This window comes from Streptomyces sp. NPDC093591 (assembly GCF_044764885.1).
Lineage (GTDB): Bacteria > Actinomycetota > Actinomycetes > Streptomycetales > Streptomycetaceae > Streptomyces.
In genome coordinates this window covers 431,558-448,244 of the sequence record NZ_JBIWIY010000003.1, presented here as the reverse complement: position 1 = coordinate 448,244, position 16,687 = coordinate 431,558, and the positions used below count along the sequence as shown (strand labels likewise).

At 70.8% G+C, this 16,687-nt stretch carries 12 protein-coding genes; 4 read left to right on the top strand and 8 right to left on the bottom strand.

Annotation, left to right across the window (positions count from 1 at the left end):
- Positions 1-2: 2 nt before the first annotated feature.
- Positions 3-641, bottom strand: coding sequence for a DsbA family protein (locus ACIREI_RS08640; RefSeq protein ID WP_403329031.1), 639 nt, complete (start codon positions 639-641; stop codon positions 3-5).
- 136 nt (positions 642-777) lie between these two features.
- Between ACIREI_RS08640 and pepN the strand changes: the two genes are divergently transcribed.
- A complete protein-coding gene (pepN, locus tag ACIREI_RS08635) occupies positions 778-3,360 on the top strand; it encodes an aminopeptidase N (RefSeq protein ID WP_403329028.1) in 2,583 nt (860 codons plus the stop codon).
- 238 nt (positions 3,361-3,598) lie between these two features.
- Positions 3,599-4,657, top strand: a complete 1,059-nt coding sequence (locus ACIREI_RS08630) for a hypothetical protein (protein ID WP_403329025.1) — start codon at positions 3,599-3,601, stop codon at positions 4,655-4,657.
- Between the two features lie 106 nt (positions 4,658-4,763).
- On the opposite strand, the gene ACIREI_RS08625 is transcribed toward ACIREI_RS08630, so the two are convergent.
- Positions 4,764-4,991, bottom strand: a complete 228-nt coding sequence (locus tag ACIREI_RS08625) for a hypothetical protein (RefSeq protein WP_403329023.1) — start codon at positions 4,989-4,991, stop codon at positions 4,764-4,766.
- Between the two features lie 78 nt (positions 4,992-5,069).
- On the opposite strand from ACIREI_RS08625, the gene ACIREI_RS08620 reads away from it, so the two are divergent.
- Positions 5,070-6,524: a PLP-dependent aminotransferase family protein gene (locus ACIREI_RS08620; protein WP_403329019.1), complete on the top strand. Its 1,455-nt coding sequence runs from the start codon at positions 5,070-5,072 to the stop codon at positions 6,522-6,524.
- 45 nt (positions 6,525-6,569) lie between these two features.
- On the opposite strand, the gene ACIREI_RS08615 is transcribed toward ACIREI_RS08620, so the two are convergent.
- The 4 genes from ACIREI_RS08615 to ACIREI_RS08600 form a co-directional block, all read right to left on the bottom strand.
- Positions 6,570-7,781 (bottom strand): serine hydrolase domain-containing protein, encoded by a 1,212-nt coding sequence (locus ACIREI_RS08615; protein WP_403329016.1) that lies wholly within the window; start codon positions 7,779-7,781, stop codon positions 6,570-6,572.
- 137 nt (positions 7,782-7,918) lie between these two features.
- The gene (locus ACIREI_RS08610) at positions 7,919-9,058 is read right to left on the bottom strand and encodes a serine hydrolase domain-containing protein (RefSeq protein ID WP_403329014.1); all 1,140 of its coding nucleotides are present in this window, start codon (positions 9,056-9,058) and stop codon (positions 7,919-7,921) included.
- A gap of 93 nt (positions 9,059-9,151) precedes the next feature.
- Positions 9,152-10,942, bottom strand: a complete 1,791-nt coding sequence (locus ACIREI_RS08605) for a TIGR03767 family metallophosphoesterase (protein WP_403329011.1) — start codon at positions 10,940-10,942, stop codon at positions 9,152-9,154.
- A gap of 199 nt (positions 10,943-11,141) precedes the next feature.
- The gene (locus tag ACIREI_RS08600) at positions 11,142-11,591 is read right to left on the bottom strand and encodes an NUDIX hydrolase (protein WP_403329008.1); all 450 of its coding nucleotides are present in this window, start codon (positions 11,589-11,591) and stop codon (positions 11,142-11,144) included.
- Between the two features lie 225 nt (positions 11,592-11,816).
- Between ACIREI_RS08600 and ACIREI_RS08595 the strand changes: the two genes are divergently transcribed.
- A complete protein-coding gene (locus ACIREI_RS08595) occupies positions 11,817-15,101 on the top strand; it encodes a S8 family serine peptidase (RefSeq protein ID WP_403329005.1) in 3,285 nt (1,094 codons plus the stop codon).
- A 49-nt stretch (positions 15,102-15,150) separates the two neighbouring features.
- Here ACIREI_RS08595 and ACIREI_RS08590 read toward each other — a convergent pair whose 3' ends face one another.
- Both ACIREI_RS08590 and ACIREI_RS08585 read right to left on the bottom strand, forming a co-directional pair.
- Positions 15,151-15,927, bottom strand: a complete 777-nt coding sequence (locus tag ACIREI_RS08590; RefSeq protein WP_403329002.1) for a hypothetical protein — start codon at positions 15,925-15,927, stop codon at positions 15,151-15,153.
- A gap of 1 nt (position 15,928) precedes the next feature.
- Positions 15,929-16,456: an RNA polymerase sigma factor gene (locus ACIREI_RS08585; RefSeq protein WP_403328999.1), complete on the bottom strand. Its 528-nt coding sequence runs from the start codon at positions 16,454-16,456 to the stop codon at positions 15,929-15,931.
- Positions 16,457-16,687: the final 231 nt, after the last annotated feature.

The following is a 16,687-nucleotide window of genomic DNA, read 5'->3' as shown; positions in this document are numbered from 1 at the left end:
CGCTACAGGTTGCTGAAGTCCGGCCCCTTGGTACGGGTGCGCTTGATCTCGTAGAACCCCGGTACGGAGGCCACGGCGAGGGTGCCGTCCCACAGCTTCGCGGCGTCCTCGCCCTGGGGGGCGGGGGTGACGACGGGGCCGAAGAACGCGATCTGCTCGCCGTCGGCGCCGGGGACGGCGATGACGGGGGTGCCGACCTCCTGGCCGACCTTGTCGATGCCCTCCTTGTGGGAGGCGCGCAGCTGCGGCTCGTAGGGGGTGCCGTCCCAGTGGTCCATGAGGGAGTCCGGCAGGCCGACGTCCTTCAGGGCGGCGGCGACGGTCTCCTTGCCCGGGCCCTCCTCCTTGTTGTGGATGCGGGTGCCGAGCGCGGTGTAGAGGTCGCCGAGCACCTCGGCGCCGTGCTCCTCCTGTGCCGCGATGACGACCCGGACGGGACCCCATGCCTTGGTCTCGAGCAGTTCGCGGTACTGCTCGGGCAGTTCGTCGAGCTTGTCCTCGTTGAGGACGGCCAGGCTCATGAGATGCCAGCGGACCTCTATGTCGCGGAGCTTCTCCACCTCAAGCACCCAGCGCGAGGTCATCCAGGCCCAGGGGCACAGGGGGTCGAACCAGAAGTCGACGGGGGTCTTGTCCGACATGTCTCTCCTCAAGGGGAAGCGTTTCCCCGGGGAACGTTCCCGGTCGGTCCGGCCATTCCCGGCTGCTCCGCGGCGGGAGCTCATGGCAGGATCAGGGCTGTCCGCATACTGAACACCATCCGAGGGAGTGGCACCCGTGCCCGGTGAGAATCTGTCCCGCGACGAGGCCCGGGAGCGGGCCGCCCTGCTGTCCGTCGACGGGTACGACGTGTCCCTCGACGTCCGTTCCGCCGTCGGCGACCGGGCCCCGGAGAGCGAGGAGCCGCGCACCTTCCGCTCCGTCACCACGATCCGCTTCCGCTGCGCCGAGCCCGGCGCCACCAGCTTCGCGGACCTGATCGCGCCGAGTGTGACGGCCGTCTCCCTCAACGGCAAGGACCTGGACCCCAGCGAGGTCTTCGACGGCTCGCGGATCACCCTGGAGGACCTCGCCGCCGACAACGAACTCGTCGTCGACGCCCAGTGCGCCTACTCCCGCACCGGCGAGGGCCTGCACCGCTTCGTCGACCCCGAGGACGGCGAGGTCTACCTCTACACGCAGTACGAGCCGGCTGACTCCCGCCGGGTCTTCGCGAACTTCGAGCAGCCGGACCTCAAGGCCCCGTTCCGCTTCGAGGTACGGGCGCCGGAGGGATGGACGGTGTGGAGCAACGGCGTCGGTGAACGTGCCGACGGCGTCTGGCGGTTCGCGGAGACGAAGCCGATCTCGACGTACATCACGTGCGTCGTGGCCGGCCCGTACCACTACGTCACCGACTCGTACTCCCGCACGTTCGCCGACGGCACGACGCTGCGGATCCCCCTCGGCGCGATGTGCCGCAAGGGTCTGGCGCCGCACTTCGACGCCGACGACGTCTTCCTGGTCACCAAGCAGGGTCTGGACTTCTTCCACGACCACTTCGACTACCCGTACCCCTTCGGCAAGTACGACCAGGCGTTCGTGCCCGAGTACAACCTCGGCGCGATGGAGAACCCGGGGATGGTGACCTTCCGGGAGGAGTTCATCTTCCGCGGCAAGGTGACGCGGACGGCGTACGAGGGCCGGGCCAACGTCATCCTGCACGAGATGGCGCACATGTGGTTCGGCGACCTGGTCACCATGGTGTGGTGGGACGACCTGTGGCTGAAGGAGTCCTTCGCGGACTTCATGGGCACCTTCGCGAACGTGGGCGCGACCCGCTTCAAGGACGCCTGGATCACCTTCGCCAACCGCCGCAAGGCGTGGGCGTACCGCGCCGACCAGCTGCCCTCCACGCACCCGATCACGGCGGACATCCGCGATCTGCAGGACGCGAAGCTCAACTTCGACGGCATCACCTACGCCAAGGGCGCGTCCGTACTGAAGCAGCTGGTGGCGTACGCCGGCCAGGACGCGTTCCTGGAGGGCGCGCGGCGCTACTTCAAGCGGCACGCCTACGGCAACACGCGCCTGGGTGATCTGCTGTCGGTGCTGGAGGAGACCAGCGGGCGGGACATGGGCGCGTGGGCGCGGTCCTGGCTGCAGACGGCCGGCGTCAACTCCCTGACCCCGCAGGTGCTGCTGGACACGGAGGGCCGCGTCGACGAGCTGGCGGTGATCCAGGAGGCCGCCGAGTCCCACCCCGAGCTGCGTCCGCACCGAGTCGCCGTGGGCCTGTACCGGCGGGGCGCGGAGGGGGCGTTGGAGCGGTTCGCGCAGGCCGAGGTGGACGTCGAGGGTCCGCGGACGGTCGTGCGGGAGCTGGCGGGCGCCGACGCACCGGAGCTCGTGCTCGTGAACGACGACGACCTGACGTACTGCAAGACCCGTTTCGACGAGACGTCCCTGGCGACGCTGCGGGAGCACCTGGGCTCGGTGACCGACCCGCTCGCCCGTGCCCTGTGCTGGTCGGCGCTGTGGAACATGACGCGGGACGCGCTGCTGCCGGCGCGGGACTTCGTGGACCTGGTGCTGCGGTTCGCGGGGCGCGAGTCGGACATCGGCGTGCTGCAGATGCTGCACGCGTGGGCGAACTCGTCGCTGGTCCACTATGTGGCGCCAGAGTGGCGTCCGACCGGCGAACAGCTGCTCGCCGAGGGCGCGCTGCGGGAGCTGCGGGCCGCCGCGCCGGGCGGCGAGCAACAGCTGGCGTGGGCACGGTTCTTCGCGTCGGTGGCCTCGGGTCCGGAGGATCTGGGGCTGCTGCGGGGTCTGCTGGAGGGCACGGAGAAGATCGAGGGCCTGGACGTCGACCAGGAGCTGCGCTGGGCGTTCCTGGAGCCGCTGGCCGCGCACGGGGTGATCGACGGGTCGGTGCTGGTGGCCGAACTGGCCCGTGACGACACGGCGTCCGGCAAGCGCCACCAGGTCCGCTGCCTCGCCGCGCGGCCGTCGGAGGTGGTGAAGGCGCAGGCGTGGGTGCAGGTCGTCGAGTCGGACCTGCTGTCCAACGCCCTGGTCGAGGCGACCATCTCCGGCTTCACCCAGCCGTCCCAGCGGGAGCTGCTCGCGCCGTACGCCGACAAGTACTTCGCGGCGATCGAGCGGGTGTGGAACGAGCGGTCGATCCAGATCGGCATGGATGTGGTCCGGGGCCTGTTCCCGGCGCTCCAGCAGTCGCAGGCCACGCTGGACGCGACGGACGCGTGGCTCGCGGCCCATGAGGACGCGGCGCCGGCGCTGCGGCGGCTGGTGCTGGAGGCGCGGGACGATCTGGCGCGGGGGCTGCGGGGTCAGGCGTGCGACGCGGCGCGCGCGTGAGCCGTACGTAGGGCGCGTCAACCGCACAAGACCTTTGGCCAACGGTCACGGCCCTCCGTGACCGTTACGGAATTCAGGCAATAGCAGCCGTAACCCCTGGTCCAACCCGAACGGACCAGGGGTTTTCCGTGCCTACTCGGCATCCGAACACGCGTCCTTTAGTGCCAGGTTGTCCGTTTTTGTCGACGGGCGTGTAACAGCGGTTAAAGGACGGTCGGGACGCGGGAACCTCCGGGTCATGAACCACAACGCGCCGCTCCCCCCGCTCTCCCCCCGCCCCCTGCGTCACCTCTCCGAGGTCCACCGCCGTGTCATGACGACCGCGCAGCTGAAGTCGCACGGCATCTCGCCCGCCGAGATGAACGAGCAGTGCCGCCCCGGCGGCCCCTGGCAGCAGTTCCTCCCCGGTGTGTTCCTGCTCCACCCCGGCCCGCCGACCAGCGAGGAACGCCTGCACGCGGTGCTGATGTACGCGGCTCGGGAACGGTCACCGGGGGTGCCGTCCCAGCCGAACGCCGGCGAGGGCCACGCCCCCGCCTACCCCGACGCGGTGATCACGGGCCTCGCGGCCCTGACCCTGCACGGCTTCTCCGCCACACCGCCGCTCACCGCGCTGGACCGGATCGACGTCCTGGTCCCCCGGATGCGCCGGCTGCGCACCACGGGCTGCGCCCGCATCCTGCGCACCGCCGCGCTCCCCACCCCCCAGCAGGTGACGGGCCTCCCGGTGGCCCCGGTCCCGCGCGCCCTCGCCGACGCGGTGGCCGAACTGACGGACGCGAGCGCCGTACGCCGGCTGCTGACGGAAGCCGTCCGCGACGGCCACTGCGAACCGGCCTCGGTGGTACGCGAGTTGAACCAGGCGAAGCTGCTGTCCCGCCCGCACGTGGTGGACGCGGTGGACTCGCTGCTCGCCGAGGGCCGCGCCATCGCCGAGGACCGCCTGTACGAGATGGTCCACGTCCACGGCCTGCCCGACCCCGTCTGGAACGTCGACCTGCGCCTGCCCGGCGGCCCTCACCTCGGCGGCCTGGACGCCTACTGGCCGGAGCAGGCGGTGGCGGTCGAGCTGGACACCCGCGCGCCCCGCCAGGGCCACCGGCAGGACGACGACGCCCTGTGGTCCGAGTACGCCCGCAAGCGCGAGCACCTGGAGCGCCTCGGCATCACGGTCGTCCACATCACCCCGAAGAAGCTGCGGGAGTCGATGGAGCAGCAGGCGGCTGTGGTCCGTACGGCCCTGATGGCGGCGGCGGACCGTGAGCCGGCCGCGTATGTCGTGGTGCTGCCCCGGTAGTGACGGACCGGGAAGGCAGCACCAGGAGGGGAGAGGAGGGGCCGCCGGGGCCTGGCACCGGCGGCCCCTCCTCATGTCGTCACGCTCGTGTCGTCACCGCACCGCTTCAGGCGGCCGGCCAGTCGACGGCAACGGCTCGGCGGGCTCCCATCGTCCGTGCGAAGTGGGTGCGCAGCCGACGCCACGCGGTCTGCCCCTGCCGGGTGTCGTCGGGCACGACCGGTGCGCCCGGCAGCGCCGACAGGACACCGGCCCTGGTCTGCCAGTCGTCGAACAGGCCGCGGAACATCTGGTGTTGGTCCTGGATCGGCACCGAGCGCCTCACTGCTGCCACGACGGCCTCCTTCACGTACCCGCACTCGTCGATGTAGCGAAGGTAGCGAGCAATGGCTCGCTGATACCGTCCAATGCCATGCGGGAATCACAGACCAATCTGGCGGGCGATCTCCTGCTCCAGCTGGGGCGGCCCGGTGACGGACCGCTGCACGAGCGGGTGAAGCGGGCGCTGCGTGCGGCGATCAGGGACGGCCGGATCGAGGTCGGCACCGCCCTGCCGCCCAGCCGGCAGCTCGCCACCGACCTCGGCTGTTCGCGCTGGGCGGTCACCGAGGCGTACGGCCAGCTCATCGCCGAGGGATATCTGGAGGCGCAGACCGGCTCCGCCACCCGGGTGCGCTGGACGAACGCCCTGGACGCCGGCTCCGGGCGCCGCGCATCGCGCCAGGCTCCGGAGGCCCGCTTCGACCTCGGGCCGGGTCTGCCCGACCTGCGCGCGTTTCCGCGCCGCCGGTGGGCCGAGGCGGTGCGGGCGCAGGTGACGACCACGGCTTTCACGGAACTCGGCTACCCGCCGCCCGGCGGTCACCTGCGGCTCAGGCGGACGCTCGTCGCCTACCTGGGCCGCTCCCGCGGCGTCTTGGCGAGCCCGGAGGACGTGACGGTCTGCACGAGCGTGACCGACGGAGTGCGGCGCGTCTGCCACGGCCTGCGCGCCGAGGGCATCACCGCGGTCGGCTGCGAGGAACCGGGCTGGACGCGGCTGCGCGAGGTGATCCGGGCCGCGGGCCTGGACCCGGTGCCGGTCCGCACGGACGGTGGCGGTCTACGCGTGGACGACCTCGCCGGACACAGCGGCCTGCGGGCCGTACTGACCACCCCGGCGCACCAGTTCCCGATGGGCACCGTCCTCGCCCCCGAACGGCGCGCCACGCTGCTGCAGTGGGCCCGCCGGGTGGACGGCGTCGTCCTGGAGGACGACTACGACGCGGAGTTCCGCTACGACCGTCGTCCCGTCGCGGCGCTGCAGGGCATGGACCCGTCTCGCGTCATCCTGTTCAAGTCGCTCAGCAAGATGCTGTCACCGGCGCTCGGCATCGGCTGGATCGTGGCACCGCCCCGCTGGACCCGGCACCTGCACGAGTCCGACCAGACGGCGATGCAGCCGCCGACCCTCGACCAGCTCGCCTTCGCCGTACTGCTAGAGTCGGGCGCGTACGACCGCCATCTGCGCGCCTGCCGGAAGCGGTACCGGGATCGGCGTGACGCGCTCGTGCATGCCCTCGCCCACGAGTTGCCCGGCGCCCCGGTCTCCGGCATCGCGGCCGGGCTCCATCTCATTCTCCGGCTGCCTGCCGATGTCGACGCCGCCGCCATGGTCGGGGCGGCGGCCGCCCGGTCGTTGCGCATTGCCGACCTCGCGGCTTATCACGCCACCGAGGACCACGCCGCGCACGGCCTGGTCCTCGGCTACGGGAATCTTGCGGATGGGGCGGTCAAGGAAGCGGTACGGCTTCTCCGCGAGGCGATCGCAGAAGTGCGCCGGGCAGCGGCCCCGTCGAGCGACGACCAGGAGTCCGCGGCCGTGTAGGCCCCTGCACCTTGCCCCAGGCGGGGGCGAGCCGGGTGTTCCGGGCTACCCGAAACTCCTCACCGCAGCCATCGCGTTGTCCCGGAGGCCGCTCGGATCACCGGCCTTCGCCGGCGCCTTCCCGCAGAACTCGGCCTCGGTCACCGCCCCCGTGTCCCCCGACCAGTCGCCGTTGAGGTTGAAGGCCAAGGACTTGCGGCCGTCCTTGGTCGTGATCGCCTCGGATATCGAGCCGTGGATGCCGCCGGCGTGGCCCCAGACGGTGACGTCGCAGGACAGCTTGGTCTTCATCAGGCCGAGGCCGTAGCCAGTGGCCTCGTTGACGGGCACGGTCGTGGTCATCTCGGCCAACTGCTCGCGCGGGAGCAGCCGGCCGCGCAGGAGGGCCGAGTAGAAGCTGTTGAGGTCGGTCGAGTTGGAGATCATCTCGCCGGCCGCGTAGGCGATGGACGGGTTGATCTTCGTGACGTCGTAGGTCGGACCGGTCGCCGTCTCGGCCAGCTTGGAGTAGGCCCGGCTGCTGGGCTGCGGCACCGTCACCCGGGTGCCGGGGATCGACGTGGCCGTCAGGTGCAGGGGCTTGATGATGCGGTCACGGATCGCGTCGCCGTACGGGCGCCCCGTGGCCTTCTCGATCACCATTCCGGCGAGCACGAAGTTGGTGTTGGAGTAGTTCCAGGACGTACCCGGCTCGAAGTCCGGCTTGTGGGTCATGGCCAGGGCGACCAGTTCCTCGGGCTTCTTCGTGTCGTAGCGGTGCTCGAAGAAGCCGTCCTTCAAGAAATACGTGCGGCCGAAGTCCTCGTCCGCCGTGTAGTTGAAGATGCCGCTGGTGTGGTTGAGGAGCTGGCGGAGGGTGATCCGGCTGCCGTCGTGGCCGTTGCCCCGCACCAGGCCCGGCAGCCACTTCTCCACCGTGTCGTCCAGCGACAGCCTGCCCTCCGCCTCCAGCTGGAGCAGCACCGTGGCCACGAAGGTCTTGGTGATGCTGCCCACCCGGTAGCGGTCGTCGGCCGAACGCGGCTTCCCTGTCTTGAGGTTGCCCACGCCCGCGGTCGCCGACCAGGTCCCGTGGCCGTCCTTCGCGGTCACCGTCACGCCGGGCACACCCGCATCGACCGCGGCCTCCATGGCCTCGCGGGTCGCGTCGTGGCCGGCTCCGGCGGGCGTCGCCGCCAGCGCGGGGGCCGCGAGGGCCACCGACAACGCCACTGCCGTCGCCGCCACCAGGATCGTGCGTGTCGCGCGTACGGTCATGTCTTGTTCCCCCTGGTCATCGCTGTTGTCGCTCATGTGGAGCGTGGTCGGGGAGGGAGACTCCGGGGCGCCTGCCAAGGTTGAGGCGCCGCACGCCGGTTGAGCCGGATTCGGCCAATCGGCGTGAGACGGGGCGGTCACCCGCCGCAGAACTCCGCCTCGATCACGGCGTCGCTGTCTCCCGACCAGTCCCCGTTGAAGTTGAACGCCAGGGCGTGGCGCCCGTCCTCCGTCGTCACCGCGTCCGTGTTCGAGCCGTGGATGCCGCCGTCGTGACCCCAGACGTGGACGCCGCAGTCGAGCTTGCGTTCGACGAGGCCCAGTCCGTAGCCGTTGGTGCCCCTGGACGGGACCGTCGTCTTCATCTCCTTCAGCTGCTCGGCCGGGAGCAGCCTGCCGCGGAGCAGGGCCGTGTAGAAGCGGTTCAGGTCGGCCGAGCTGGAGATCATGTCGCCCGAGCCGTAGGCCAGCCGGGGGTTCAGTTCGGTGACGTCGTACGTCGGCCCTGTCGCCGTCCTGGCCAGCTTGGAGTAGGCGCGGCTGCTGGGCCGGGGAAGGGTGACCCGGGTGCCGGGGACCGACGTGGCCGTCAGGTGCAGGGGGTCGATGATGCGGCGGCGGATCTCGTCGCCGAGACTGTTGCCGGTCGCCTTCTCGATCACCCGGCCGGCCAGCGCGTAGTTGGTGTTGGAGTACCTCCACGAGGTGCCCGGCGCGAAATACGGCTCGTGGGTCATGGCGATGGCGATGAAGTACTCGGGTTCCTTCTGGTCGTAGCGGTGTTCCAGGAAGCCTTCCGCCGCCATGTACGTCTGCTGGAAGGCCGGGTCCGCCAGGTAGTCGTAGATGCCGCTGGTGTGGTTCAGGAGCTGGCGCAGGGTGATCCGGCTGCCGTCATGGCCGTTGCCCCGGACCACGCCCGGCAGCCACTCCTCCACCGTGTCGTCCAGCGACAGCCTGCCCTCCGCCTCCAGCTGGAGCAGCACCGTCGCCACGAAGGTCTTGGTGATGCTCGCGACCCGGTAGCGGTCGTGCGGCGAGCGCGGCTTCCCCGTCTCCAGGTCGCCCACGCCCGCAGTCGCCGACCAGCTGCGACGGCCGTCCCGCACGGTCGCCGTCACTCCGGGCACGCCGTCGGCCACGGCGGCTTCGACGGCCCGGCGGGTGGCCTCGTGCCCGTCGCCTTCGCCGCCCGGCGCCGCGACCGCCGGCGCCGCCAGAGCCATGGACAGCGCCGCCACCACTGTCATCGCCGTCATCGCCGTACGTACATTCATCTGTGTCCCCCTATGCGGCATTCGGCTCGATCGGGGGAACAGACCAGGGCTGTACGGCGAAGGTTGAGGAGCGGTAGGGCAGTTGAGGCGTTTTCAGCCCTTCTTAAGCACCAGCTCCGTGTTGCGGTCCTTCCGGTCGCCCGCCAGCGTCGTGCGGGCGCCGGGGGCGTTGAAGGACAGCTCACGGTAGAGGGCGGCCAGGCCCGTCTGGGAGAGGTCCGTGAAGTCCGTGGCGTGCGGGGCGGAGGACTCGATCAGGGTGGTGAAGAGCGAGATCGTGCCGTCCTTGTTGTCCACCACCTCGATGATCCGGGCGAGTTGGGGGAAGTCGACGTGGGAGGCGGTGGAGATCTCCCAGAAGGAGCCGCCGTCGGCGCCGGAGCGCGGAGTGATGACGTTCTTGTGGATGTGGCCGTTCACCCAGGCCAGGACGTTGCGGTGGCTCGCGAGCAGCTCGACGACCTCGGCGCCGCCCACGCGCCGCTCGTTCGGGCGGGCCGGGTCGCGGCGGAGGTTGTCCATCGTCTCGCTGGTGTGATGGCTGAAGATGATCGCGTACGAGTCCTTGTTGTCGCGCAGTGTCCGGTCCAGCCAGTTGAACTGGGCCGCCCCGATTGACCCTTCGTAGTGGCCGCCCGCGTCGGTGGTGTCGAGGCTGATGCCGATGACGTCGTCGGCGATGCGGAAGCTGTAGTACTGGGTGCCCGCGTCCAGGTTGGCCGTCGAGTAGCCGTGGCCGACCGGGCCGAGGCCGCGGTGGGCCGGGTTCAGGTGGGCCTGCACGTACTCCCGGGGCGTGAACGGGGCCCGGCTCTCGTCCGGCGTGACCGAGCGCATCGAGCGGGCGTGGGCCTTGAGGAACTCCTTGAAGACGGTGCCCCTCGGGTCCTTGTCCTGCTTGAGGGAGTCCTGGAGCTTCTTGGCGTCGGCCGCCGACACGTTCATCAGCTTCCTGCCGCCGACCGCGAGGTCGGTCAGGTAGGAGTCGCTGTGCGAGGCGTAGGTGCCGAGCGGCATCGCGTCGTGGTTGCCGACCGTCGAGTACCAGGGGATGTTGAGGCCGGGGCTGCGCAGTTCGCGGATCGCGGCGGCGAGGAAGCCGTCGATGTGCGGGAAGCCGAGTTGCTTGTCGGCGTCGCGGACGCTGTCGTCGGCCTGCCAGTACAGCTTCAGACCGCTGTTCTGGACGCCCTCGTAACCGCGCGGGTCACCGGTGTTCGGGGTGACACGGCCGCCGCTCATCACCGTCAGGAACCACTCCAGCTCGGACTTGCAGTTGTTGTCCGTGTTGTCGCCGGTGGTCATGGCGAAGTGGAACGGGGCGCCGGTGACGGGGGCGCCCCGCAGCGCGTTGATCCGCTCGACGAGCGCGACGGCGCCCGGCACGGTCAGCGCCTCCTGCGGACGCCAGGCGTGCACGTCGGTCGAGCGCAGGTACTCGAGGCGCAGCGGGTGCTGGACGTCGATCAGGTGCAGGTCGGTGAGCTGGACGAAGGCGGCGAGCGCCGTACGCCGGCTCTCGCGCCCCGACTTGGCCGCCGCCAGGTTCTCGCGGACCACCCGCTTCCAGCCGGCACCGTGGCCGAGCCGGCGGTAGCCGGAGCTGCCGCGCGGGGCGGCGACCGAGCTGAGGGTGGTGCCCCGGGTGTACGGCGCGAGCGCGACCGGCACCTTGCGGGAGGCACCGACGGGCGCCTCCGCTGCGGCGTTGCCCGCCTCGGCGCCCGGTGCGCCCACGGGTCCCGTGGTGGTGGCGGCCTGGCTGTCGGTGGGCCGCAGGGCGTAGCCGACGCCCGCGGAGAGGGTCACCGCTCCGGTGGCGGCGAGCAGGGTACGGCGGTGGACCCCCAGCGCGGAGCTGGCGACAGAGCGTATGCGCGACATGGCGCGATCTCCCCGAGTGCGAACGCGTCGGCAGTGGTCGCGGGTGGTCGCCGAGGCGAACCTCCCGCTCACTGTGGATCGTTGGCAGCGGGGATGACCTGCGCATGAACATGACCGCAACGGGCAGCGCCGATCACCGTACGTGGATCTTGGACTACCTTCCGCGTCCACGGCCGCTCCTTCAACGGCCGGGACGCGGTCACTCAGTGTTCATTTTCCGGGGTACCCGTCCCGTCGCCGGGCGCTCACGCCACAACGCCAGGCCCTTGCCGACCATGGGGACCAGGGTCAGGCCGGTCACCGTGTCGAGCGGGTGCCAGGCCGCCATGTCCGTGGAGCCGTTGGTCTCGTAGCGCAGTTCGCCGCCGGTGATGCGGGCCTCGTAGACCAGCGCCAGGCCTTGGTGATCCACGGCCCGACTGAGGCGGTGGACGGAGTCCATGCCGAGCAAGCCGGTGGGTTCGACGAGGTAGCCGGTCTCCTCCTCCACCTCCCGTACGACCGTGTCGTAGGGATCCTCACCGTGCTCCATGCCGCCGCCCGGCAGCACCCACTCGAAGCCGCCGCCGGGCGCCGGGGAGCGCGCGAGGAGGAGCTGTCCGTCACGTACGCAAATGGCGTAGGCCGCCACCCTCAAGTTCTTCCGCACGTACGGACGTTAGACGGCGAGGCCCGCGTTCGGCAGGCGATTATTCAGCTTGCGGGCGGATTACCCCTTTCGCTCCCCACGCCCCAATTGCATAGCGGGTTTCCCCCATCTCTCCATTTCGATTCGGTCAACTCTTCCCAAACATCCTTCCCTTGCGTAAGGCTGTGCGGTCGTCCGGGGTCGCATACCGGACGCCTCATGCTCCTTTACCAACAAGGGATGCCGATGACCCTCACCCCCCAGCGCGAACCGAAGCCGGGCGCGAGACGCGCGGCCCGCATAGCCGTGGCCGCCGGTCTCGTCGCCGCGCTCTCCGCGGCCGGGCCGATACCCATGGCCATGGCCGCGGACCCCGCGCCCGCCGCGACGGACCCGAGCGTCAAGTCCGCGCACGACAAGCTCGGTTCGGACGACGCCGATCTGCTCGCCGAGGCCAAGGCCGACGGCGACAAGAACGTCACGATGATGGTCGCGACCGCGCCCGGCCAGACCGAGAAGGTCGCCGAGCAGCTGGACGCGGTCGGCTCTGTGGGCCGCACCTACGACAAGCTCGGCTACGTCCGGGCCACCGTCCCCACCGGCAAGGCCGACTCGGCCATCGCCGCCGCCGCGAAGCTCTCCTCGGTGCACGGCATCGACCTGCGCGAGGAGATACCCCTGGACGACCCCGCGGTCGGCACCGGGAAGTCGACGGCCGCCGCGACCTCGTACTCCGGCCCGAGCAAGAGCACCCCGGCCGAGAACCCGTACAACCCGTCCTACGAGACGGGCGCCGTCGACTTCGTGGAGGACCACCCGAAGGCGGACGGCCGCGGCATCACCATCGGCATCCTCGACAGCGGTGTGGACCTCGGGCACCCGGCGCTGCGGAAGACCACGACCGGCGAGCGGAAGATCGTCGACTGGGTCACCGCCACCGACCCGCTCCTCGACAGCGACCGCACCTGGCGCCCGATGGTGACCTCCGTCTCCGGGCCCACCTTCACCTACGGCGGCAAGACCTGGACCGCGCCGGCCGGTTCGTACCAGGTCAGCACCTTCCTGGAGTCGTACACCACCGGCGGTGACGCGGCGGGCGACGCCAACCGCGACGGCGACAAGACCGACTCCTGGGGCGTCCTCTACGACGCCGCGAACGGCACCGTCCGGGTCGACCTGAACAACAACAACGACTTCGGCGACGACACCCCGATGAAGCCGTACAAGGACGGTTTCCAGATCGGGTACTTCGGCACCGACGACCCGGCCACGGACATCGCCGAGCGGCAGCCGTTCGTCGTGCAGATCCGCAAGGACGTCCCGATGGACCCGCTGGGCGGCGACTGGGTCGGCCAGAAGCGCGACTTCGTCAACATCGGCGTCATCGAGTCCGAGCACGGCACGCACGTCGCCGGCATCACCGCCGCGAACGGCCTGTTCGGCGGCGAGATGAACGGCGCTGCGCCGGGCGCGAAGCTCGTCTCCTCCCGTGCCTGCACCTGGACCGGCGGCTGCACCAACGTCGCGCTCACCGAGGGCATGATCGACCTCGTCGTCAACCGCGGCGTCGACATCGTCAACATGTCGATCGGCGGTCTCCCGGCGCTGAACGACGGCAACAACGCGCGTGCCGAGCTGTACACGCGGCTCATCGACACCTACGGCGTCCAGCTCGTCATCTCGGCGGGCAACTCCGGCCCGGGCGCCAACACCATCGGCGACCCGGCCCTGTCCGCCAAGGTCATCTCGGTCGGCGCGACCATCTCCAAGGAGACCTGGGCCGCCAACTACGGCTCCGTCGTGCAGAAGCCGTACGCGATGATGCCGTTCTCCTCGCGCGGACCGCGTGAGGACGGCGGCTTCACCCCGACGCTGTCCGCGCCGGGCGCCTCGATCAACACCATCCAGACCTGGCTGCCGGGCGCCCCGGTCGCCGACGCGGGCTACTCGCTCCCGGCCGGCTACGGCATGCTCCAGGGCACGTCGATGGCGTCCCCGCAGGCGGCGGGCGCGTCCGCGCTGCTGCTGAGCGCCGCCAAGCAGAAGGGCATCGCCCTGACGCCGGCGAAGCTGCGTACGGCGCTGACCTCAACGGCCGATCACATCAAGGGTGTTCAGGCCTACGAGGAGGGTGCCGGCCTCATCAACATCGAGGACGCCTGGGACTCCATCCGTGACGGCGCCACCGCCCACGAGTACACGGTGAAGGCGCCGGTCGACACCGCGATCGACCAGTTCCTGAAGACGCCGGGCTTCGGCACGGGCGTCTACGACCGCGAGGGCGGCCTCAAGGCCGGGCAGAAGAAGACGTACGCGGTCACGATCACGCGCACGTCCGGCGCGGACAAGGCGATCCGGCACGAGCTGCACCTGGAGAACAACGCCGGGGACACCTTCCGGATCGTCGGCTCCGACGAGATCAGCCTCGGCCTGAACAAGCCGGTCACCGTCCAGGTCGCCGCGAAGCCGTCCTCGGCCGGCATCAAGAGCGCGATCCTGGAGGTCGACGACCCGCGTACCGAGGGGATCGACAAGCAGGTCCTCAACACGGTCGTGGTCGCGGCGCCGCTGAAGTTCACGTACTCGGCGTCCGGTTCGGTGCAGCGCAACAGCACCAAGTCGTACTTCGTGACCGTCCCCGAGGGCGCGAAGTCGCTGGAGGTGGCGATCGGCGGGCTGAAGGACAAGAGCCAGACCCGGTTCATCGCCATCCACCCGTACGGCGTCCCGTCCGACTCCACCAGCAGCACGACCTGCTACAACAACTACCTCGGCGGCAACGGCTGCAAGCCGGACGTGCGTGCCTACGCCGACCCGCAGCCGGGCGTCTGGGAGATCGAGGTCGAGTCGCGCCGCACGTCGCCGCTGCTCGACAACCCGTACACGCTGGACGTCACCGTCCTGGGCGCGGCCTTCGACCCGGAGACCGTGACCGTCCCCGAGGCCAAGGTCGGCACCCCGGCCACCGCCTCCTGGAAGGTGACCAACAACTACGCCGCCCTCGACGGCAAGCTGGCCGGCGGCCCGCTCGGCTCCTCGAAGACGGCGCGTCCGACCATCGCCGAGGGCGCCACGCAGACCACCACGGTCGAGGTGCCCGCGGGCGCCACGTCGCTGGACGTCTCCATCGGCAACGTCTCCGACGCGGCCGCCGACCTCGACCTGGTCGTCTACGACGCGGCCGGCACCGAGGTCGGCAGCTCCGCCGACGGCGACTCGGAGGAGTCGGTCTCGGTCGCGAAGCCGGCCGCCGGGAAGTACAGCATCGAGGTCATCGGCTACGCGGTGCCGGCCGGCTCGACGGCGTACGACTACCTGGACGTGTTCTACTCCACCGCGCTCGGCACCGTCACGGTCGACGAGTCGCCGGTGAAGCTCGGCACGGGTGACTCGGCCACCGTCGCGGGCAGCGTCACCGCGCAGGCGGCCGCACCGGAGGGCCGGGAGTTCTTCGGCCAGGTCCAGCTGCTGAACGCGCGCGGCACGGTCGCGGGCGTGGGCAACGTGAAGATCGAGAAGGTCACGCCGTAATCACCGGTACGGCCTTGGGGCGGGCGTCCGTGCGGACGCCCGCCCTTCGTCATTCGCAGGTCAGCTCGCCCGCCTCGGCCAGCGAGGCGGTGATCCAGGCCCGTTCGAGGGCGATGTCATGCTCACCGACGGCCCAGACGTCCGGTGTCGCGGCATGCCGCGGGATGCCGACCAGGAGGTGCTCACCCTTGTCGACGATGTCCTCCTCCATCAGGAAGGTCACCTCGTCGTCCTTGCCCTTCTCCGGGCTCTTCTCCGGCTCGTAGAAGCGCGTCACCCGTAGCGTGATCCGCTCCTGCAGCGTCCCCGGCACCGGCACCACGGCGGTGACGGCTCCCTCGGCGACCAGGCGGGCGCAGGCGAGGTAGCGGGGGCTGCCGAACTCGGCGGCCTCCTGCTTGGCACTGGACTGGTCGGCGCTGCCTCCCGAGGCAAGGCCGGAGTCCCCGCCCTGCGACACCAGCCAGCCCAGTCCGGTCACCACGGAGGCGACGGCGGCCACCGCGAGGGTGCCGAAGGCCAGGGTGAACGCGTGCCGCCGGGCACGGGAGGGACGTCGGGCGGGGACGGGCTCGGGGGCGGGGGCCCGGACCGGCGGCGGCTCGGCGAGCGCCTGCCCGATGAGCTCCAGCTGCTCCCGCAGCAGCGCCACATCGGCGGCGGCCGACCGGTGCTCGGCCATGAAGGCGGCGTCGGCGCGCGCCTCGTCCGGCAGTGGTTCGCCGGTGATGGCGGCCAGCAGCGCGTCGGTGCCGGTGCGGCCCTCGTGGCTGTCGTGGCCCTCGCGACCTTCGCGACCGTTACGGCTTTCGTTCTCGGCGGTCACGTCACACCACCTCGTCCTCGTGCAGGCGGGCGCGCAGGGCCCGTACCGCCGTGTGCAGCCTGCTCTTGACCGTGCCCTCGGGGATGCCGAGCTCCTCGGCGATCCCGCGCACCGGCAGATCGGCGTAGAAGCGCAGCACGAGGACCTGGCGCTGGGCGTCGGGCAGCTCGTCCAGGCCCTGGGCGACGGCGAGGGAGAGCAGGCTGGTGTCCTCGCCGGAGGGGTGTTCGAGCTGGCGCAGGGAGGCGAGCCGTTCCCCGAGCCGCTCCTGGCGCTTCTTGGCCCGGTGCCAGTCCATGGCGAGGTTGGAGGCGACGACCGCCGCCCACGCCGAGACGTCCCGGGGCGCCTCCCGCCCGCTCGCGGCCCGTTCCAGCAGCCGCAGACGGACCTGCTGTACCCCGTCCAGCAGGTCCGTCTGCGGCACCCCGCCCAGCGCGAGCACCGCCCGCACCCGACGCTCCTGGGCCGCGTCCAGAGGATCTCTGTGATCGATCTCCTGGGCACGGCGGGTCCTTCTGCGCAGCACAAGCCACCCCCCTCACCGCGTTTCTCCTACGACGCCGCAGCGCACGGAAACGTTCGCCCGGGTCTCCGGGAGTTTTCGCGAGGCGTACGTCACACCGCGGCGCGGGCGCAGCACAGCTTGCGGAACGAGAGCCTCGTAGGGCGAATTTCTGCAGCTCAGTGTGGGTGTGCACGGGAGTTCCGGTGCCGCCGGACGGGTCGGGGTGTCCCGGTCCTCGGGCATGGAACGCAA

Excerpts from the sequence above, each read along its gene's own strand:
- ACIREI_RS08610 (WP_403329014.1), bottom strand. The coding sequence starts at position 9,058 with ATGAATGTACGTACGGCGATGACGGCGATGACAGTGGTGGCGGCGCTG.
- ACIREI_RS08595 (WP_403329005.1), top strand. The coding sequence starts at position 11,817 with ATGACCCTCACCCCCCAGCGCGAACCGAAGCCGGGCGCGAGACGCGCG.
- ACIREI_RS08630 (WP_403329025.1), top strand. The coding sequence starts at position 3,599 with ATGAACCACAACGCGCCGCTCCCCCCGCTCTCCCCCCGCCCCCTGCGT.
- ACIREI_RS08615 (WP_403329016.1), bottom strand. The coding sequence starts at position 7,781 with ATGACCGTACGCGCGACACGCACGATCCTGGTGGCGGCGACGGCAGTG.
- ACIREI_RS08620 (WP_403329019.1), top strand. The coding sequence starts at position 5,070 with ATGCGGGAATCACAGACCAATCTGGCGGGCGATCTCCTGCTCCAGCTG.
- ACIREI_RS08605 (WP_403329011.1), bottom strand. The coding sequence starts at position 10,942 with ATGTCGCGCATACGCTCTGTCGCCAGCTCCGCGCTGGGGGTCCACCGC.
- ACIREI_RS08640 (WP_403329031.1), bottom strand. The coding sequence starts at position 641 with ATGTCGGACAAGACCCCCGTCGACTTCTGGTTCGACCCCCTGTGCCCC.